At 67.6% G+C, this 19,351-nt stretch carries 18 protein-coding genes; 11 read left to right on the top strand and 7 right to left on the bottom strand.

All coding sequences use genetic code 11. The features are described 5' to 3' along the window. Nucleotides 1–462: 462 nt before the first annotated feature. Nucleotides 463–636 (top strand): hypothetical protein, encoded by a 174-nt coding sequence (locus QZ609_RS04810; protein ID WP_295491783.1) that lies wholly within the window; start codon nucleotides 463–465, stop codon nucleotides 634–636. Nucleotides 637–683: 47 nt separating this feature from the next. Here QZ609_RS04810 and QZ609_RS04805 read toward each other — a convergent pair whose 3' ends face one another. Continuing rightward, nucleotides 684–1,946, bottom strand: a complete 1,263-nt coding sequence (locus QZ609_RS04805; protein ID WP_295491781.1) for an MFS transporter — start codon at nucleotides 1,944–1,946, stop codon at nucleotides 684–686. An 89-nt stretch (nucleotides 1,947–2,035) separates the two neighbouring features. On the opposite strand from QZ609_RS04805, the gene QZ609_RS04800 reads away from it, so the two are divergent. Beyond that, nucleotides 2,036–2,998, top strand: coding sequence for a helix-turn-helix domain-containing protein (locus tag QZ609_RS04800; RefSeq protein ID WP_295491779.1), 963 nt, complete (start codon nucleotides 2,036–2,038; stop codon nucleotides 2,996–2,998). 12 nt (nucleotides 2,999–3,010) lie between these two features. Here QZ609_RS04800 and QZ609_RS04795 read toward each other — a convergent pair whose 3' ends face one another. Beyond that, on the bottom strand, nucleotides 3,011–3,469 hold the full coding sequence (locus tag QZ609_RS04795; RefSeq protein WP_295491777.1) for a MerR family transcriptional regulator: 459 nt from the start codon (nucleotides 3,467–3,469) through the stop codon (nucleotides 3,011–3,013). A gap of 76 nt (nucleotides 3,470–3,545) precedes the next feature. Here QZ609_RS04795 and QZ609_RS04790 point away from each other — a divergent pair, with 76 nt between their 5' ends. Continuing rightward, nucleotides 3,546–4,781 carry an NADH:flavin oxidoreductase/NADH oxidase family protein gene (locus QZ609_RS04790; RefSeq protein ID WP_295491775.1) on the top strand — a complete coding sequence of 412 codons (1,236 nt, stop codon included), beginning with the start codon at nucleotides 3,546–3,548 and terminating at the stop codon, nucleotides 4,779–4,781. Between the two features lie 220 nt (nucleotides 4,782–5,001). Beyond that, nucleotides 5,002–5,397, top strand: coding sequence for a DUF1801 domain-containing protein (locus QZ609_RS04785; protein WP_295491773.1), 396 nt, complete (start codon nucleotides 5,002–5,004; stop codon nucleotides 5,395–5,397). 22 nt (nucleotides 5,398–5,419) lie between these two features. Here QZ609_RS04785 and QZ609_RS04780 read toward each other — a convergent pair whose 3' ends face one another. The 3 genes from QZ609_RS04780 to QZ609_RS04770 all read right to left on the bottom strand — a co-directional run bounded on the left by QZ609_RS04780 (nucleotide 5,420) and on the right by QZ609_RS04770 (nucleotide 8,017). Further along, nucleotides 5,420–6,403, bottom strand: a complete 984-nt coding sequence (locus QZ609_RS04780; RefSeq protein WP_295491839.1) for a lyase — start codon at nucleotides 6,401–6,403, stop codon at nucleotides 5,420–5,422. Nucleotides 6,404–6,449: 46 nt separating this feature from the next. Next, nucleotides 6,450–6,695, bottom strand: a complete 246-nt coding sequence (locus tag QZ609_RS04775; protein ID WP_295491771.1) for a hypothetical protein — start codon at nucleotides 6,693–6,695, stop codon at nucleotides 6,450–6,452. A 374-nt stretch (nucleotides 6,696–7,069) separates the two neighbouring features. Beyond that, nucleotides 7,070–8,017, bottom strand: a complete 948-nt coding sequence (locus QZ609_RS04770; RefSeq protein ID WP_295491769.1) for a GlxA family transcriptional regulator — start codon at nucleotides 8,015–8,017, stop codon at nucleotides 7,070–7,072. Nucleotides 8,018–8,146: 129 nt separating this feature from the next. Here QZ609_RS04770 and QZ609_RS04765 point away from each other — a divergent pair, with 129 nt between their 5' ends. The 3 genes from QZ609_RS04765 to QZ609_RS04755 are packed head-to-tail and all read left to right on the top strand — an operon-like array spanning nucleotide 8,147 to nucleotide 10,213. Continuing rightward, complete coding sequence (locus QZ609_RS04765; protein ID WP_295491767.1) at nucleotides 8,147–8,959, top strand: SDR family oxidoreductase; 813 nt, start codon at nucleotides 8,147–8,149, stop codon at nucleotides 8,957–8,959. A gap of 51 nt (nucleotides 8,960–9,010) precedes the next feature. Beyond that, nucleotides 9,011–9,772 carry an SDR family NAD(P)-dependent oxidoreductase gene (locus QZ609_RS04760; protein WP_295491765.1) on the top strand — a complete coding sequence of 254 codons (762 nt, stop codon included), beginning with the start codon at nucleotides 9,011–9,013 and terminating at the stop codon, nucleotides 9,770–9,772. Nucleotides 9,773–9,808: 36 nt separating this feature from the next. After that, nucleotides 9,809–10,213 carry an ester cyclase gene (locus tag QZ609_RS04755; RefSeq protein ID WP_295491763.1) on the top strand — a complete coding sequence of 135 codons (405 nt, stop codon included), beginning with the start codon at nucleotides 9,809–9,811 and terminating at the stop codon, nucleotides 10,211–10,213. Between the two features lie 114 nt (nucleotides 10,214–10,327). On the opposite strand, the gene QZ609_RS04750 is transcribed toward QZ609_RS04755, so the two are convergent. Next, on the bottom strand, nucleotides 10,328–11,224 hold the full coding sequence (locus tag QZ609_RS04750) for a response regulator transcription factor (RefSeq protein ID WP_295491761.1): 897 nt from the start codon (nucleotides 11,222–11,224) through the stop codon (nucleotides 10,328–10,330). A gap of 877 nt (nucleotides 11,225–12,101) precedes the next feature. Between QZ609_RS04750 and QZ609_RS04745 the strand changes: the two genes are divergently transcribed. The 4 genes from QZ609_RS04745 (at nucleotide 12,102) to QZ609_RS04730 (ending at nucleotide 18,513) form a co-directional block, all read left to right on the top strand. Beyond that, nucleotides 12,102–13,553, top strand: a complete 1,452-nt coding sequence (locus tag QZ609_RS04745) for a multidrug transporter (protein ID WP_295491759.1) — start codon at nucleotides 12,102–12,104, stop codon at nucleotides 13,551–13,553. A 91-nt stretch (nucleotides 13,554–13,644) separates the two neighbouring features. Then, on the top strand, nucleotides 13,645–14,940 hold the full coding sequence (locus QZ609_RS04740) for a hypothetical protein (RefSeq protein ID WP_295491838.1): 1,296 nt from the start codon (nucleotides 13,645–13,647) through the stop codon (nucleotides 14,938–14,940). Between the two features lie 20 nt (nucleotides 14,941–14,960). Next, complete coding sequence (locus tag QZ609_RS04735) at nucleotides 14,961–16,928, top strand: glycosyltransferase (protein WP_295491757.1); 1,968 nt, start codon at nucleotides 14,961–14,963, stop codon at nucleotides 16,926–16,928. Nucleotides 16,929–17,019: 91 nt separating this feature from the next. Then, complete coding sequence (locus QZ609_RS04730) at nucleotides 17,020–18,513, top strand: efflux transporter outer membrane subunit (protein WP_365900941.1); 1,494 nt, start codon at nucleotides 17,020–17,022, stop codon at nucleotides 18,511–18,513. A gap of 17 nt (nucleotides 18,514–18,530) precedes the next feature. Here the strand turns inward: QZ609_RS04730 and QZ609_RS04725 are convergent. Next, nucleotides 18,531–19,351 (bottom strand): NAD-dependent epimerase/dehydratase family protein (locus tag QZ609_RS04725; RefSeq protein WP_295491756.1); only part of this gene is annotated, 821 nt, incomplete at its 5' end.

The raw sequence follows: 19,351 nt of genomic DNA, 5'->3' as shown, positions 1-19,351 counted from the left end.
GTGCCGAAGTCGTCGCCAATGCGGGATACGGCTGCCGTCTCGACGAGAGCTGGAGCGCACAGGCGATGGTTTCGCGCCATAGGTACATCGGCACCGTCGGGCGAGCCAAGTCGCTATTCCAGGGGGCGCTGGACAATCACTGGGTGGGCCAGGCGATATGGCATTTCTAGCCGGCCGCTGAAGGCGCAGCATGCACCACACCCCGGCAGCGCAACACCGACGGTCCGGTCGCGAACGCCTTTGGCCTCGCCTTGTACGCTTGTAAAAGTTACTGGCCGATATCAAGCCGACCGTAAAGGCCGTTCGTACCGCCGTTCGGGGCAGCCGCAAAGAATAGCGCATTGGTCTGCTGCGCGTTCAGCCCGTTGCCGAAGCCGATACCCCCAGACCTGCAATCGTGATCGGCGTCCCGCACTTTTGTGTGAGCGTACCCACCAGAGCACCGGCCCGAGGACTGGCAGCATGAATCGTGCCATCGCCGAAGTTGCCGACAATGCGCTTGTTGCTGAACGGTCCGAAGTCCGACGGTGCGGACGCGATACCCCATGGTGCATTCAGCACATCGCCGGTCGCGAAGCGTTTTTTCAGCGTGCCGCTCGCGTCATAGACGTCGATCAGACCGTCCCTTGCGCGTGAACGGCCGTCCTCGCACTGCTGTCCTGCTTGGCGTACGCAACGAAGCGCTAGCGCTGTACGGCCGCAAACACGCGCCACGCCAACACGGCGCTGCCCGCCGCCACCAGCCACACCACCGGCCACGACGACCACGCCAGCACATGCGGCAGACATAGCGACGTCAGCCCAAGCGCCGTAAAGGCCCCAGTGTTGCCCAACCCCAGCGCCGTGCCGGCGCGCTGCGCACCGGCCAGCGTGGCCAGTTCCGTATAGCCGACGCCGTGCCACGCCGACACGCAAATCCCGCCCACCACAAGCGCGGCGATCAGCACGCCGCGCATGATCGACAGCTCGACCGGCAACGCCATCGTGGCCCAGGCGACGCCCGCCAGCACGACGAACAGCACCGCGCTCAGTTGCGCGCAGACGCGCAGATAGGCGCGGCGATTGCCGTGGCGGTCGGTCCAGCGGCCGCTCCAGACCCGCGTCACCGCGGCGCCGCCCTGCACGGCGGCCATGGTCAGGCTGAGCGTGAGCACGTTGGCGTGGGCGAAATCGCGCAGGAACACCGTGGCAAAGGCGACCACCGCGCCCTGCGGCACGCACAGCAGACCGATGCCTAGCGCCATGCGCCATAGGTTGGCGTCGCGCAGCGGGCCGGGGCCGGCAGGTATGGCAGCGGCGCCTGACACTGGCGCCGCGACGTCCGGCGCCTCATGCACCCACAGCCAGGTCAGCCCCGCCGTCAGTGCGCAGGCGGCGGCCAGCACGCCGTACACCGCCACAAACCCGGCATGCGCGGCCAGGCTCGGCAGCACCAGCGCGCCGATGCCGCCGCCCAGCGGCACGGCGGTCTGGCGGATGCTCATGGCCAGGCCGCGCTCCCCTTCGCGGAACCAGCCCATCACCGCGCGGCCGCTGGAGCCGTTCACGCTACCGCCGAGCAAACCGACGCTCAACATGCCCGCCGCCAGCCACGCCAGCGGCGGCGCATTGCCATGCAGCGGCGCCACGAAGCAGGCCATCACCAACAGCGCCAGCGCCGTCAGGCCCAGGCCCGCCAGCAGCACCGTGCGATCGCCCCAGCGGTCGGTCAGCAGGCCCCACGGCAGTTCGCTGATGGCGATGCCCAGGCCCAGCAACCCGAGCGCAACGCCAAGCTCCGCATTGCCCAGGTGATACGCCGAGCGGATGAACACCGCCGTGGTGGGAATGCCCGAGAACGCCGCCGAAAAGCTGGCATTGGCCGCCACCCCGACGCCCAGCACCTTCCAGCGGTGGTGGCGCGAAACAGCGTCGGCAGGTGTGGGAGAAAGCGCCAAGGTGGTCATGATCTTCGCTCCAGGAATGCGTTTGACAGCGGCAGTGTCGCGGAGGATGATCGGTCCTAAATGACGTTATTCCCTCGTTTCAGGACATCATGCGCAGAATCGGCTTTCTGGTGTTTCCGGGCTGCAGCCTGCTGGATTTCACCGGCCCGCTGACGGCCTTCGACGTCGCCAACCGGGCCGCGTCGCAGCCGGCGTACCACATCGAAGTGCTGTCAGAAGGCGGCGCGCTGGTGCAGAGCGCGCCCGGCCTGGTCATGCAGACGCAGGGGCTTGGCGACCCGGCCTTCGATACGCTCATCATCAGCGGGGGCACGGAGCCGCGCGAGGACACCTTCTCCGCCGCGCTGATCGCCTTTGTGCACGGAGCCGCGCGGCACACGCGGCGCATGACGAGCGTGTGCTCGGGTGCGTTTGCGCTGGCGGCGGCGGGCCTGCTGGACGACCGCCGCGCCACCACGCACTGGCGCATGGCGGCGCAGTTGCAGCGGCGCTACCCGCGCATCAAGGTGCAGAGCGATCACATCTTCATCCACGACGGGCCGGTGTGGACCTCGGCGGGCATCTCCGCCGGCATCGACCTGGCGCTGGCGTTGATCGAAGAAGATCTGGGCGTGGACGTGGCCCGCGCCGTGGCGCGCGAGCTGGTGGTGTACCACCGCCGGCCGGGCGGGCAGTCGCAGTTCTCGGCGCTGCTGGAGCTGGACCCGGCCTCGAGCCGCATCGCCCGCGCGTTGAGCTATGCGCGCGAACACCTGCACGAGATGCTGGACGTCGACCGTCTGGCCGAGGTCGCCCACCTGAGCCGCCGCCAGTTCGACCGCGCCTTCGCTGCCGAGACCGGCCAGACGCCCGCCAAGGCCATCGAGAAGCTGCGTGCGGAAGCCGCCCGCCCCCGCGTGGAGGCCGGCGACGAATCGTTGGAAGGGATTGCCCGCGCGGTGGGCTTTGCCGACCCGGAGCGGATGCGGCGCGCGTTCATCCGGGTGTTCGGGCAGCCGCCGCAGTCGGTGCGGCGCTCAGGTCGATCGGGGCGGGCGCGGTTGGTGGCCTAGGGCCTGCGCGAATCAAGCGCGCTTTCTCGCAGGCCGCGCCTGAAGATCCACCGGGGCTTGTCCAGGCACGTTTTCAGTGAGCTTGTCCAGCATGCGCTTGGCCTTGCCCGCGCAGTCTTCACCGGGTTGCTGGCTGCCGATCTCATCCATGAGTGCGCTCAGGTGGCGCTTGCTCTGCGCCAGGCGCTGTTCCAGCACTTCGATCTCGTCGATCTTGCCCTGCAGGGCCTGCAGGAGCTCTTCGTGCGGCCAGTTGTCCAGATCGGGCGGCAGGATCGCCCGGATCTCCTCCAAGGAGAACCCTGCGCATTGCGCGCGCAGGATGATCTCCAGCCGGGTCAACGTGTCGGGCGCGTATTCGCGATAGCCGTTGGCCTGCCGTTGCGCGGGCTGCAGCAAGCCGCTCGCCTCGTAAAACCGGATGCGCGAGGCGGCCACGCCACTCAGCCGGGCCAATTCACCAATCTTCATTTGCGCACTCCCAGCGCTTGACATTCAAGTTAACTTTAAGCTTAGGGTTACGGTGTCGTCAACCGAGGATGCCCCCATGAAGCTGTTCACGCCCCTGACCCTGCCCAATGGCGCAGTGATCCCCAACCGCCTGGCCAAGGCGGCCATGGAAGAGAACATGGCGGACGCCGACCACGCGCCGTCCGACGCGCTGCTGCGCCTGTACGAGGCCTGGGCCAACGGCCGCGCCGGCCTGATCCTGACCGGCAACGTGATGGTGGATCACCGCGCCATGACCGGGCCGAACGGCGTGGTGCTGGAAGACGACGTGCACCTCGACCGCTTCCAGCGCTGGGCGCAGATCGCGCGGGCCCACGGCGCGCATGTCTGGATGCAGATCAACCACCCCGGGCGCCAGATGCCTGCGGCGCTCGGCCAGACCACGCTGGCGCCTTCCGCCATTCCGTTGGACCTGGGTGCCCTGTCCAAGCAATTTCCCGTGCCCCGGGAAATGACGGACGCCGACATCGCCGAGGTGCAGCAACGCTTCACGCGCGCAGCGCTTCTGGCCGAGCGCAGCGGCTTTACCGGCGTGCAGATCCACGCGGCCCATGGCTACCTGCTGAGCCAGTTCCTGTCGCCCATCACCAACAAGCGGCAAGACCAATGGGGCGGCAGCATCGAGAACCGCGCGCGCCTGCTGCTGGACATCGTGCGGTCGGTGCGCGGTGCGGTGTCGCCGCAGTTCGTGGTGTCGGTCAAGCTGAACTCGGCCGACTTCCAGCGCGGCGGCTTCAGCCCCGATGACGCGAAGCGCGTGGTTGAGCTGCTCAACCCGCTGGGCGTCGACCTGGTCGAGTTGTCGGGCGGCAGCTACGAAGCCCCCGCGATGCAGGGGCAGGCGCGTGATGGCCGCACGCTCGCGCGGGAGGCGTATTTTCTGGAGTTCGCGCGCGACATCGCGGCGGTCGCACACATGCCCTTGATGGTCACGGGCGGTATCCGCCGGCGCGCGGTGGCTGAGCAGGTGGTCGACAGCGGTATCGGCATGGTCGGCATTGCCACCGCGCTTTCCATCGACCCGAACCTGCCGCGCGACTGGCGCGCGGGCAAGAACAACGCGCCGGTGCTGCGCCCGATCACGTGGAAGAACAAGGTGCTGGGCTCGGTGGCCAACATGGCGGTGGTCAAGTTCCAGCTCAAGCGGCTCAGCGAGGGGCGCGGCACGCATCCGCAGGTGTCGCCGCTCAGGGCGCTGCTGTTGCAGCAGTTGACCACCGTCTGCGAGACGCGGCGGTATCGACGGTGGATGGCGCAGCGGGTTCCGCGCTAGCGCGGTCGGCGCAGCGTCTTCTCTCTGCGGCTCGGGGGGTCGGACACTGGCGACCCCAGAGAACGTACCTACAATTGCAGGGCCACTTCACCCGGCCCGCTCGGCTGAGCCCGCCGCGCAGGTGTCCAGGCCCGCGAACGTATTTGCGGAGAGGGCGGCTGCGTTGAGCGCAGCCACGTTCAACGCCCCGAGCGCGGGGCCCCCAAAGGAGGCAGTTCGCATGAAGACAAGCCCGCCGGAGACAGCTGCATCCGCAGCCGAGTTGATCGACGCAAGAATCGAAGAGCTTGGCGACTGGCGCGGCGAGATGCTCGCCCACCTGCGCGCCCTGATCAAGGAGGCGGAGCCCGCCGTGGTCGAGGAATGGAAGTGGAACGTTCCCGTCTGGTCGCACAACGGCATCCTCTGCACCGGCGAGACCTACAAGAAGGCCGTGAAGATGACGTTCGCCAAGGGCGCCGCGGTGGCGGACCCTTCCGGCCTGTTCAATTCCAGCCTCGAAGGCAACACCCGGCGCGCCATTGATTTCCATGACGGCGACACGGTGGACGCGGCGGCGCTCAAGGCGCTCATCCGAGCGGCAGTCGCCGTGAACAAGGCCTCGGCCCGCGGCTAGTCGGCAAGGGTCAACGCGTTGCTCAGTTTCCGCTGGCATCTGCCGCGCGGGACCGATAGCGCAGCAGATGGTCGGTGCCGGATTCGGACAGCCAGAGTTCGCCGGGGCGGCCCATCATCTGGCGCACGTTCGCGTGGGTGCGCGGCAGCGGCAGCACCTCGAACCGCTCCGCGCGCGGGTCGAAGCGCACCAGCGCATTGGCGCTCCATTCACTGAGCCAGACGATGTCCTGGTCGTCGACGAAGATCGCGTATGCATGCGGGTCGCTGCCGGGCAGCCGCCATTCGCGCCATTGCTGCGTGGCCGGGTCGAACATGCCGACCTGCCCGGCGTTCCACTCGCTCACCCACACGCGCCCTTTCGAATCGGCCCACACGCGGCGAGCGCCCTGCTTCGGCGTCGGCGGCTCGATGACCTGCGCCGCGCCACTCACGGGGTCAATGTGGCCGAGATAGCTGCCGGCCAGTGACGCGAAGTACAGGCTGCCGTCAGGCGTCAAGCAGATGCCGTAGGGCCCCGGCCCGCGCGGCGCATCGAACACGCGCAGGCTGGCGCGCACCGGGTCGAGCTCGCCGTAGATGCCGCTTTGCCCGGTAAACCACAGGTGCCCGCGCTGGTCGAAGACCGCGGTGTTCAGGTTGGCGCCGGGCCGGTCCTTCGGCAATGGAAAACGCGTGACAACCAGTGTCTTCGGATCAACGCGCACGATCGCGTTCAGACCGCCGTCCGTGATCCATGCCGCCCGGTCGGGGCCAATGATCACACCGTGCGGTGCGGACCCAGCGCCGAGCGGGACCCGGTCGGTCTTGCCGCTGCGCGGGTCCAACCGCCCGACCGCACCCTGCGCCTGCGCGGTGTACCACACCGTGCCGTCAGGCGACGGCGCAACGTCGTGCGGCGCGCTGCCGGCCGGGACGGTGAACGATTCGAACGACGGTGGCTGCGCCTGCGCCAACCCTACGGTGAGTGCGGCGCACACCAGGGCCGAGGCAAAAGACGCGGCCAGCCTCAACACGGGTGATGCAGGGACGTTCTTGCGACGGGCAATGCGCTCAATGCACGGCGGCCACCGCGCGTTGCCCGCTTGCGCGAACGTGCCCGGAAGCTTTGAGAAAGGCATACCCCTGGAGGGTCACACGCACGTAGCAACGGTCGGGGCCACGACGCTCCAGCGTGACGAGTTGGTGCTCGATCAGTGCCTCGACATCCGCGCGGTCCAATTCCGCGGCTTCGGCACCCTCGTTGACCAAGAGCAGGACGGCAAATTCATGGGGACTCAGCACAGTCGACTCCAGCATGTTTGGTTGGTCGCGGACGGATGCCCGTGACGGTCGGCTTGGTTCACTGACACATGAGCACTGCAAGGGCGAATGAGAGAGAGATCGGGGCGCCTTCTGCTTGCAGGAAAACGAAGCATAGGCGCGCGCGCGGTACCAATCAAGGCGATCGCGCGCCGGGTCAGCGCGCAATGCCGACAGGAGGCTTGAAGGCCGCACGCGCTTCGCAGCGCAACATACGTTTGCCGTGTGGACCGGCGCGCGGGCGGCAACGATTGCGCAGTCCATGCTGTGCCGCATCCAACCTTTCGGGTTAGCACGTTTGCCCGACCGCCCGGCCAACGAGAACGCGTGGCGCCCAATGGGGATGGGGGCACGCCGGTCTGGAAGGGGCGTCAGAGCTCCATGCGCGCATCACGCCGGACCGCCTGGGGCGGCACGCCAAACCCGCGCATGAACACCTCGCGCATATGGCGGCGATCGCGAAAACCGGTTTCCTTGGCAATGACATCCAGCGGGTGCCGGCTCTGTTCGATCATCAGCCGCGCCGCCTCCAGACGCAGGCCTTCGATGGCCTTGGCCGGAGACTGCCCCGTCTCGAGCGTGAACACGCGGCTAAACTGGCGCGGGCTCAGGTGAACGGCCTCGGCCAGCTCTTCCACCGTCAGCGCACGGCCCAGGTTCTGGCGCGCATAGTTCAGCGCATTCTGGATGCGATCGGACTTGGGCGCGAGATCGAGCATTTCGGAATGCTGAGACTGGCCGCCCGCGCGCCGCTGATGCATGACCAGCTTGTGCGCGACTGAACGCGCGATCTCCGCGCCCAGATCCTTTTCCACCATCGCCAGCGCCAGGTCGAGGCCGGCCGTCATGCCGGCCGACGTCCAGATCGGGCCATCGACGATATAGATGCGGTCTTCCTCGACGCGGATATCCGGAAATCGGCTCTGCATCTCGCGCCCAAAATACCAATGCGTGGTGGCGCGCCGATGCGCAAGCAAGCCCGCTTCCGCAAGCACGAACCCGCCGGTGCAGATGCCGGCGATGCGCCTCGCGCGCGTGCTCTCCTTGCGCAGGAACGCCAGAATCTTCTCTGGCGCCGGTGAGCTGAGCGGATCATTGACCCCGGCGACAAACCACGTGTCCACCTCGGCTTTCCCACGCAACGACCGCGTGTTCACCGCCATGCCGAGCGACGAGCGCACCTCGCCACCGGCCACCGAGAAATTCTCAAGCGTGTAGAACGCCTCGCCCGCCGTCATGTTGGCGTACTCGAATACCGACTGCGACGCGAGCGCCATGATCTGGAAGCCGTCGCTGATCAGAAAGCCGATCCGATGCATGTCCGTTCTCCCGCTGTTTTCGGTCAGGCCGCGTCCTGAATCATACCTATAAACGTCATTTCGGTCGCACCGAATCGAAGCCAGAATGCATTCACGCATTCAACACCCCCTTCGAAACGGAGCGACATCATGACCTCATCGCATCAAGGGACTGCCCTGATTACCGGCGCGTCGTCGGGTATCGGCGCAGTCTACGCCGACCGGCTGGCACGGCGTGGCTACGACCTGATCCTGGTCGCGCGCAACCGCGACCGGCTGATCGCCCTGGCCAACCGCATCACGACCGAGACGCGCCGCAGCGTCGAAATCGTCGACGCGGACCTGGGCGACCGCGCGGCGCTGGCCGCCGTGGAAGCCAAGCTGAAACAGGACGCCAGCATCACGCTGCTGGTCAATAACGCAGGCGTGGGCACGCACACGCCGCTGCTCGACAGCGACGCGGATGCGATGACGCGGATGATCGACCTGAACGTCACCGCGCTCACGCGCCTCACGTATGCCGCCGTCCCGGGCTTCGTCGCACGCGGCAAGGGTGCCGTCATCAACATCTCGTCCATCGCCGCGATCTCGCCGGAGACGCTCAACGGCGTCTACGGCGGCAGCAAGGCGTTCGTGCTGGCCTTCAGCCAGTCGCTGCACCACGAACTCGCCGACAAGGGCGTACAGGTGCAGGCCGTGCTGCCCGGCGCCACCGCCACCGATTTCTGGCAGACCGGCGGCCTCCCGCTCGAGCACCTGCCCAAGGACATCGTCATGTCCGCCACCGACATGGTCGACGCCGCGTTGACGGGTTTCGACCGCCGCGAACTCGTGACGATCCCGTCGCTGCATGACGGCGATGCGTGGGAAGCCTATGACGCCGCACGGCGCGCCATGTCCCCGCAGTTGTCCACCAACACCCCTGCACCGCGGTATGCGACGCAGGCGGCAACGGGGCGATAAGCCCCGGCCATCGAACCTGCACCCAAACGATCCTCATCAGGAGCACGCATCATGAAACTCAGCGGAAACACGGTATTCATCACCGGCGGTACGTCGGGCATCGGCCGCGCACTGGCGCAAGCCTTCCACACGCGCGGCAACAAGGTCATCGTCGCGGGGCGGCGCAAGGCACTGCTGGACGACATCGCCAAGCAGCATCCCGGCATCGATACGGTCGAACTCGACATCGGCGACGCCGCGCAGATTCGCGAAGTCGCCGCGCAATTGATCGCGCGCTACCCGGCCTTGAACGTGGTGATCAACAACGCCGGCATCATGCCGTTCGACGATGCCGGCGGCCCGCTTGACGACGCGCAGGCCGTCCATCTGGTCAACACGAACCTGCTTGGCCCCGTGCGCGTGAGCGGCGCCTTCATCGAGCATCTGAAGCGGCAGCCCGAGGCGACCCTCATCAACAACAGCTCGGTGCTCGCCTTCGTGCCGATCGCGCAAACGGCCCTGTACTCCGCCACCAAGGCCGCGATCCACTCATACACGCTGTCGCAGCGCTTCATGCTGCGCGACACAAGCGTGCGCGTGCTCGAGATCGCACCGCCCTGGGTCGACACGGATCTCATCCACAAGAGCGGCGACCCGCGCGCCATGCCGCTCGACGCGTTCATTGCCGAGACGATGGCGCGCCTGGAAACCGCCACGACCGAAGTCGTCGTCGACGCCGCCAAGCCGCTGCGCGACAACGCCGGGCCCAACGAGCATGCGTTTGTCGAACAGTTCAACCAGTTCATCGTCGACAACCCGATTCCCGTTGAATAAAGGCGGCACGACGTCAGACATCACCGGAGTTCTGTCATGACTGCAACACTTGAAGAGAAGAACACAGCGTTTGTTCTGGAAGCGCTGGACACGCTGTTCAACCAGAAGGACTACGACAAAGCGGCGCAGTTCTGGTCCGATGCCTACGTCCAGCACAGCCGGCACGTCCCGGCCGGGCGCGACGGGCTGTTCGGCCTGGTCCGTACGCTGGCCAACATCCGTTTCGAGTACGACATGGTCATCGCCAAAGACGACTTTGTCTGGGTGCACAGCCGCTACACCAGCTCGGCCCAACCCGCTGCCATGATCGCCTTGGATATCCTGCGCATCGAAGACGGCAAGCTCGTCGAGCATTGGGACGTGTTGCAGGACGAACCGACGCGCAGCGAATCGGCCGGCGGTCATCCGATGTTCGGCAATACCTTCCCGGGCGAGCGGTAGTCGAGGCAAAACCGCATTCGCCGGGCCGCTGCCAGCCCCGGCGGATGCATCGATACCCGCCTGCTCGGCTCCCCCGCGCCATGATTCTCGGGCGTGTTGGCGCGGTCAGCGCACTCAGACCATGCCGGAGCGGCGCGTGCCGTTGGCCACGCGCACCGGCTCGCCGCTCATGCCAAAGGCCCGCGTCATTGCGGCCCAGCGGGATTGAGCTGTGTGGTCGTTGGCAGCAAACCGTGGCGAGACAACCGCCGGCGCATGGGCCGACGCAACGGCAGCGGGCGCAACATCGCCGCTCGCGTCGCACGCAGCGTCATCGGGCGAATCGACGCTGACAAACGCCGCTGTCGCGGCCGGCCCGCCTTGCAGCTCCAGCGGGATGCCCAGGCGCATGACGGCGTAGACGGCCTCGCTCTTGTTGCGCACGTTCAGGCGCCGGTACAGCGTGCACGCATGCGTCTTGACGGTGGCTTCCGAAATGCCCAGCAGACGACCGACGCCCTTGACCGAGTGCCCGCGCGAGAGCAGCACCAGCACCTCGTACTGCCGCTGCGATACGCTCAAGCGCTGCGCGGCCTCGGCCGCATCGATGGCCTGCATCGGTACCGGCGCGGTCGGCACCGCGGCGCGCGGCATCAGCGGTGGATACGATTGCCCGCCCGCCAGCACCAGCTGCAGCGTGGCCAGCAGCACCTGCGGCGATTGCGCCTTGGCGACATAGGCATCCACGCCGCACAGCATGGCGGCATGCGCCTCTTCGGGCGACACGCGCGCGGCCAGCACCACCACATGGCGTGCCGTGCTGCGCGCAACGACGTCACGCAATCGCGCGGCATCGAGCGTGCCGAATGCTTCGTCCACGCCAATGACGAGCAGATCAGCAAGTTGGGGGGCCTCTTGGGACCAGTCTTGGCATTCCGGGGCGCTGACGTCCAGGCCCAGCGCGGGGTGCGCGAGCATTTGTGCAAGCCCGGCGCGCAGCAGCGGATGATTCTCCAGCAGGACAGCCTTCATGGTTTCCTCGTTCTCGTGTCAAACAACGCGGCCGGCCGAGCGCGTCAATTGCAGCGCGTCAATTGCCGCGCGCCAACTGCGGCGCGCATGCACGGCGTGCGACCGTCGAAAACCCCAGAATCCGTCTGTGCGAAGCGCGTCGCCTGCCGGTACGTGGCGGCAGGCGCGCGAGGTGCGGAATCCGTCAATGTGTTGCGAATCCGCTTATGTGTGTGAAGCGCAGTGCCCGGCAGTCGGCAAGAACGACCTCGCCAGCGGGCATTGACCGCGCATGGTAGAGCAAGCATCGGGCCAGGATCGTGCAGCGCAACATCCGCTTACATTTTCGGCGCGAGGGCCCGCTTATTGGGGGGCGGCGCGGGCCAACCTGAACCGAAAGGCACCGATGACCGGCCGGTCGGTCAAGCCAGTGTTTGAAGAAATAACAAGCGGTTTGAAAAAACATCAAATCACCGCATGCGAAAACTTTAAAGAGTGATAAAAGCTGCCCTTACATCTTCTTACAGCAAGATTCGGGCGATTTCACTAGCCTGAATTTAACTCGCGGCGGTGCTGCAGGTGCAGCATGACCGCGGGTGCCATCGTGGTTCATTGCCAAACAGGCTCTAAGACCATTCATCAAAGCCCCGCCATGGCGGGGCTGACAAACGGACCGGTGCCGCCGGTCCACTCACACAGTGCGCCGGCTCGACGGATGCTCGGTCGCGATGCACTGCAGACAACTAGCGTCTAGGGGACATGCAGGTCGAGCCGCACGCCAATGCTCATGCGTGAGGGACTGGCTTTGCCTGCAAACCAACGGAGCTCACTGGCAGCACTGGGCTGGCGGGGAACCGTTGTCTCTTTATTCGCGCTTTTTGCCATGCAGGAGAACGTCATGTCTGATCAGCAACTCGACCATCGCCGGACTGAGCCCCACCTGGGGCCCGACCCTGCGCCGCATTTGCCACCGCATTTGGCACCTGACGAGCTGGTGGAACGCCGCCAGCTCGCGGTGCGGCGCCCGCTCTGGCACCTCGTGCCGCGCGCGGCCGGTTACGGGGTGGTGCTCTTCATCACGTGGGCAGTGCTGACCATCATGTTTCCCACCATCTTCACGCGCTCATCCGAACGGGCGGTGGTCAACGGACAGGTGAGCCTCATCACCTCTCCGGTGGAGGGGGTGGTGACGGAGCAGCACGTGGCCGCCGGCAAGCCGTTCGATGCCAGCCAGCCGCTGATGACGGTGCAGAACCCCAACATCGACCGCGCCCTGCTGATCGACCTGACCGGCAAGAAGCTCGACAACCAGCAGCGGCGCGATGCCGCCCAAGCCCAGCTCGCAGGCGACCAGAACCAACTGGCCGCCACCGACCACGACGTGCAGCGCTATCAGGCCGCATCGCAAAAGGAACATGCGGCCAGCATCCAGGCGCTGGAGGCACGTGTGGCGGCGGCCCGCGCACAGGTGGACCAGCAGGAGGAGGTGGTCAACCGCAACCAGTCCATGCAATGGGCCGGCGCCGTGAGCCAGGCCTACACCGACGCCTCGCGCCACCAGTTGTCGGTGCTGTCCAATGCCAAGGCCGCTGCCGCCGCCGAGCTGCAAAGCGCCATCGGCACCAGCGACGCCTCGCGCAACAAGGTCTACACCTCGGCCGCCGACGGCCCGGTCGCGGCGCTGGCGCAGCGCAGCCGGCTGCTCAATGCCGACATCGTGCAGCGCAAGGCCGAGCTGACGCAGCTCGATGCCTACGGCCAATCGGTGGACAAGCTGATCGACGCCGAGAAGCAGCGCCTGGACCGCCTCACCAACCTCGACATCCGCGCCAACGAGCCGGGCGTGGTGGAAGACGTGCTGGCGCCGACCGGCACGCGCGTGGCCGCCGGCGCCACGTTGATCCGCGCCAGCAACTGCACGCAATCGCGCGTGGTGGCGGTGTTCCCGCGCAGCCTGAGCGACAGCCTGCTGCCCGGCGCCCGCTTGCGGGTGCGCATGGATGGCGTGCCGCTCGCCGTGCCCGCCTCGGTGGCGGAGGTGCTGCCGACCGCGTCCGAGGGCGAGCAGGCGCGCTACTTCGTGCCGTTTCCGCCCATCGAGAAAAACGAGATCTACGTGATCGCCAAGCTGGACAAGCCGCTCGCGTCGCTGCCCGGCAACCTGGGCGCAGATGCAGCGGGACGCTGCGCAATGGGCCGCTGGGCCAAGGTCAGCCTTGACCAGGGCTGGGTGGGCGGCAACCTGGCGGGGCTGGGCCACCTCGACCTGGATTGGGTGAACAACCTGGACCTGAAGTCGGCGGCGGATCGCGGCCAGCAGTGGCTGGGCCACATCAAGTCGTTGATCTGACGACGGCTGCGAACACGTGCCGATGCGTCGTCTTCCAAGCACGCGCTTCTTGCGCAAGGTGGCACAGCTGGCGATGTTGCCGACGGTGCTGATGTTGCCGCTCGCCCTGTCTGTGCTGCCCGTCACCCCCGCCCAGGCTGCCCAAGCCGCCCACGCCGCCGACGCCCCGCCGCAGCGCGCCGAACTGCTGACGGCCGGATGCAAGACGCTGGCCGAGCGCGTTGACGCGGTGCCGGGCACCGGGCCGGTCTTTCTCGGCAGCTACGAGGCCGCGCCGGGCGGCGCGCTCGCACCTGCGCTGAGCCAAGCGGCGTTCGTCTACGACAATGCGGCCGCCGGCATCGCACTGGTGGCCTGCCGCCGCACCGACGCGGCGCGGCGCATTGCCGATGCCATGCTGCAAGCCAGCCAGCAGGACCGTCACTACCACGATGCACGCCTACGCAATGCCTACCGCGCCGGTGCATTGCCGGCCGGCCCGGCGCCGCTGCCCGGCTGGTGGGACGCGCCAGCCAAGCGCTGGTTTGAAGATGCCTACCAGGCCGGCACCGCCACCGGCAACGTCGCCTGGGCCGCGCTGATGCTGCTGGCCGTGCATGAGGCCACGCACGATGCGCGCTATCTCGACGGCGCGGCCGCGTTGATGCGCTGGGTCGAGCCCGGCCGGCTCGATACCACCGCCCCCGCCGGCTACATCGGCGGCGAGTTCGGGCACGAGCCCAAGCCGATCCATCAGGGCTGGAAATCCACCGAGCACAACGTCGACGCGTACGCCGTCTTCAGTTGGCTTGCCGCCCGCACAGGTGATGCGCGCTGGCGCACCGCCGCCGAGCGTGCTCGCGGTTTCGTCTCGGCCATGTGGGATGCGCGCGAAGGCCGCTTCCTGATCGGCACGCGCGACGACGGGCACAGCCCCAATGCCGACCCCTCGGCGCTCGATGCCTCATTGTGGCCGTTGCTGGCGGTGCCCGACGCACCGGCGGACTGGCGCCGCAGCGTAGCGTGGGTCGATCGCATGCACCGCACGGGCGGCGGCTACGGGTTCAACGCGCATCCCGATGGGGTCTGGACCGAAGGCACGGGCCAGGCGGCGCTCACGCTGCAGGCGGTCGGCCGGGAGGACGATGCCCGCCCGCTGTGGGCGCTGCTGCTGGCACAGCGCGCGCCGTCCGGCCTGCTCTACGCCACGCCGGAGGCGCGCATCCGCACCGGCCTGTCGATCGGCCCGACCTCCACCACGGAAGACTTTGACTACTTCCACCTGCCGCACCTGGGCGCCACCGCGTGGGCCGTGCTCGCGGCGGCGGGGTGGAACCCGTTTCGTCCCGGCGGCTGCCTGAGCATGGGCAGCGCCGGGTGCCCGGGCACCGCTGCCCCCACCTCCTAGTCCATCCTCCAGGAGTGACGATGTTTGATCTCTTTCTCGAAAACCGGCACCTGCTCGATATCAACGGCGGCGTGCTGCTGATCGTGCTGGTGCTGACCCTGCTGGGCAAACGCGAGCGCATGGTCGACCGCATCCTGTTTGGCGGCATCACCGCCACGCTACTGCTGGTGTACCTGGTCTGGCGCGCCGGGCAGACGCTGCCCGAATTCCGCATGGACTTTGCCAGCGTGTGGTCGCACGTCTTCTTCGGCTTCGAATGCGTGACGCTGGCGTACACGCTCATCTCCATCGTCGTGCTCTCGCGCTACACCAACCACTCGCGCGCGGCCGATGCCGGCGAGGCGGCGCTGCGGCGCGCGGCCAAGGTACCGCGCGTCGACATCTTCATCGCCACCTACAACGAGGGGCTGGAGATCCTGGAGAAGACCATCGTCTCCGCGCTCGCCATCGACTACCCCGACTTCCGCGTCTGGGTGCTGGACGACACGCGGCGCGACTGGCTCAAGGCGTTCTGCGAGCAGGTTGGCGCGCACTACGTGACCCGCCCCGACAATGCGCACGCCAAGGCCGGCAACCTCAACAATGGCCTGCTCAAGAGCGCACAGAGCGAAGATGGCGGCGCGCCCTACATCATGGTGCTCGATGCGGACTTCGCCCCGCACAAGACCATCCTGCTGCGTACCGTCGGCCTGTTCTCCGACCCCAAGGTGGGCGTGGTGCAGACCCCGCAGTTCTACTACAACGCCGATCCGATCCAGTACAACCTGCGCTCGACCGAATGCTGGGTGGACGAGCAGCGCGCCTTCTTCGACGTCATGCAGCCGGCCAAGGACGCCTGGGGCACGGCGTTCTGCATCGGCACCTCGTTCGTGGTGCGGCGTGACCTGATCGATCTGATCGGCGGCTTCCCCACCGGCACCGTCACCGAAGACATCCACCTGACGTATCGCCTGATGCCGCGCGGCTATGTCACGCGCTGGCTCAACGAGCGGCTCTCGGTGGGGCTCTCTGCCGAAGGCCTGGCGGAATACATCAGCCAGCGCAGCCGCTGGGGGCTGGGCACGATCCAGGTCGCGCTCACGGCGGACGGCCCCTTCCGCGGCCGCGGCTATACCTTCACCCAGCGCCTGCACTACCTGCACGGCATGCTGCACTGGATCAGCCGCCCCTTCACGCTGATGCTGCTGCTCGGGCCACTGCTGTACTGGTACTTCAACGTGCCCACGCTCTACGGCGAGCCGCTGCAGTTCCTCGCCTACGGCCTGCCCGCGCTCATCGCCTACTGGGGCTACAGCATGTGGATCACCGGCCGGCGCGCGCTGCCGATCTTTACCGAGGTCACGCAGATCGTCTGCGCGCTGGCGGTGAGCGCATCGCTGGCGAGCGCCATCCTGCGGCCGTTCGGGCGGCCCTTCAAGGTGACGAACAAGGGGCTGGACCGCTCGAAGCTCATCATCCACGGCAAGTTCGCGGCGCTGTATGCGGGCCTGCTGGCGCTGTCGGCGCTGGGGCTGGGGCGTGCCCTGGTGGTCGACCCGGCATCGTCGGGGCTGGCCTTCAACACGGTGTGGACGGGTATCTCGCTCACGCTCTATCTCGCCTCGCTGCTGGTGTGCGTGGAGCTGCCACGCCCGCGCAAGGAAGAGCGCTTCCCGCACCGCGCGCGTGCCCGGCTACGCCTGGGCACCCAGGAAATTGCGGTCACCACGCGCGACCTGTCGTGCAACGGCGTGGGCGTGACCACCCCGCTGGCGCCAGCCTTGCCGGTGGACGCGGAGGGCGCGTTGTGGCTTGAGCAAACCGGCTGGATTCCGTGCCGCATCGTGCGCCGCCACGGCCACTTGCTCGGCATCGCGCTGCACACCGACATGGCTGCCCGGCACTGCCTGATCCGCACACTGTTTGGCGACCCACCGCACAACATCGCGGCGCAGGGCCAACCGCGCCTAGCCATCTCGCGCCTGATGCAGCGCGCGCTGTCGGGCTGAGCCGACGCGCCACGCCATCGCCCCTTTGCCGATTCATCCTCTCGTTCTGGAACCCTCGACTATGCGTAGCCTGCCGTTCCCCTCACCTCCCATGCCTCCGATGCGTCCACTACCGCGCTTGTTGCCCGCCGTGCTGGCGGTGGCGCTCGCCGCCTGCTCCATGGCGCCGACCTACAAGCGGCCCGACGCGCCCATCCCGTCGGCCTACCCGAACGGGCCGGCCTATTCCACGCCGGGTGCGGCCGCGCCCCAGGCCGGCCCGGCGGCGCCCGACCTCGGCTGGCGCGATTTCTTTGCCGACCCCGCGTTGCAGCAGTTGATCGCGCAGGCGCTGGCCAACAACCGCGACCTGCGCATCGCCACGCTCAATATCGACGAGGCGCGCGCCCTGTACCGGATCCAGCGCGCCGCGCAGTTTCCCGCCATTACCGCCGGCGCCGGGCTGGTCAGCCAGCGCTTGCCCTCGGCGCTACGCGCGACCGGTCAGGATGCGCATACCAATGCCTACAGCGCCAACGTTGGCATGACCAATTTCGAGCTGGATGTGTTTGGCCGCGTCCGCAGCCTGAGCCAGGCTGCGCAGGAGCAATACCTGGCCACCGAAGAGGCCCGGCGCAGCGTGCACATCAGCCTGGTGGCCGAGGTGGCCAACACGTACCTGACGCTGCTGGCCGACCGCGCGCTGCTCAAGCTGTCGCAAGACACGCTCAAGAGCCAGCAGGACACCGCCGAGATGGTCCAGCGCGGCAAGCGCGCCGGCGCCATGGCGCAGCTCGACGAGCACCGCGCCGACACCCAGGTGCAGACCGCGCAGGTGGCGGTGGACCAGTTCACGCGGCAGGTGGCGCAGGATGAGAACGCGCTGACCTTGTTGAGCGGCGGGCCGTTGCCGGCCTCGGTGGCCAGCGCGGCACCACTGGACAACCAACCCCTGCTGGCCGAGTTTCCGACTGGCCTACCTTCGAGCCTGTTGGAACGCCGCCCCGACGTGGTGGCCGCCGAGCACCAGCTCATGGCCGCCAACGCCAACATTGGCGCGGCGCGTGCGGCGTTCTTCCCGAGCATCACGCTCACCGCCGCGCTGGGCGTGGCGAGCGCCAGCCTCGCCGGGCTGTTCTCCAGCGGCATGGCCTGGCTGTTCGCGCCGCAGCTCACGCTGCCGATCTTCAACGCGGGCAGCAACCAAGCCAACCTCGACCTGGCGAACGTGCGCCGCGACATCAACGTCGCCAACTACGAGCGGACCATCCAGAGCGCCTTCCGTGAGGTGGCCGACAGCATGGCGGCACGCACCACCTACGAGCGCCAGGTGAAGGCACAGGAGACGCTGATCCACGACACCGGCGAGACCAAGCGCCTGGCCGAGATGCGCTTCCAGAATGGGGTGGACGACTACTTTGGTGTGTTCGACGCGCAGCGCCAGCTCTTTGCGGCGCAGCAGTCGCTGGTGACCTACAAGCTGGCCAGCCTGACCAGCCGCGTGACGCTCTACAAGGCGCTGGGCGGCGGCTGGCACGAATCAGGGGCCGCTGCCGTAGCGGCGGCGACACCCGCGGCGTCAAGCAAGGCGTTGCCCAGCAAGTAAGCCGCGCGAGGCGATGCTCAGTGCGTGCAGTGCCTGTCGTGCGATTCGCCCTGCGTGGCCAGGTAGGCCAGGTTCTTCAGCATGTCGGCGGTGATCTCGGCCAGGCCGTACTCGGGCTGCCAGCCCCAGTCGCGGCGGGCGACCGAGTCGTCGATGGAGTTGGGCCAGCTGGCGGCAATCGCCTGGCGGAAGTCCGGCTCGTACGCGACCTCGAACGACGGGCGATGCCGGCGAATTTCGGCCGCCAGTTCGGCCGGCGTGAAGCTGACGCCAGCAAGGTTGTAGCTGCCGCGTTCAGCGATGCTGGCGGCGGGCGCTTCCATCAGCTCGATGGTGGCGCGCACGGCATCGGGCATGTACATCATGGGCAGCGCCTCGTCGCTCTTGAGGAAGCACGCGTAGCGCTCGCCCTTGACCGCCGAGTGGAAGATGTCGATGGCGTAGTCGGTGGTGCCGCCGCCCGGCGCGGTCTTGTACGAGATCAGCCCCGGATAGCGCAGGCTGCGCACGTCGATGCCGTGGTTCTCGAAGTACCAGCGGCACCAGCCCTCGCCGGCCAGCTTGGAGATGCCGTAGACGGTCTTGGGCTCCATGATCGTGCTCTGCGGCGTGTTGTCGGCAGGCGTGGTGGGGCCGAAGGCGGCGATCGAACTCGGCCAGAAGATGCGCTCGAGATTGTGCTGGCGCGCAGCCTCCAGCACGTTGAGCAGGCCGTTCATGTTGAGCTGCCACGCCCACGTGGGCGATTGCTCGGCCGCCGCCGACAGTGCGGCCGCCAGATGGTAGATCTGCGTGATGCCGTGGCGCTCGATGATCTCGCGCAGCTGGCCGCGATCGG

The organism is uncultured Ralstonia sp., from assembly GCA_913056305.1.
Classification (GTDB): Bacteria; Pseudomonadota; Gammaproteobacteria; order Burkholderiales; family Burkholderiaceae; genus Ralstonia.
The sequence above is the reverse complement of the archived record's forward strand: the minus strand, read 5'-3'. Positions and strand labels throughout refer to the sequence as shown.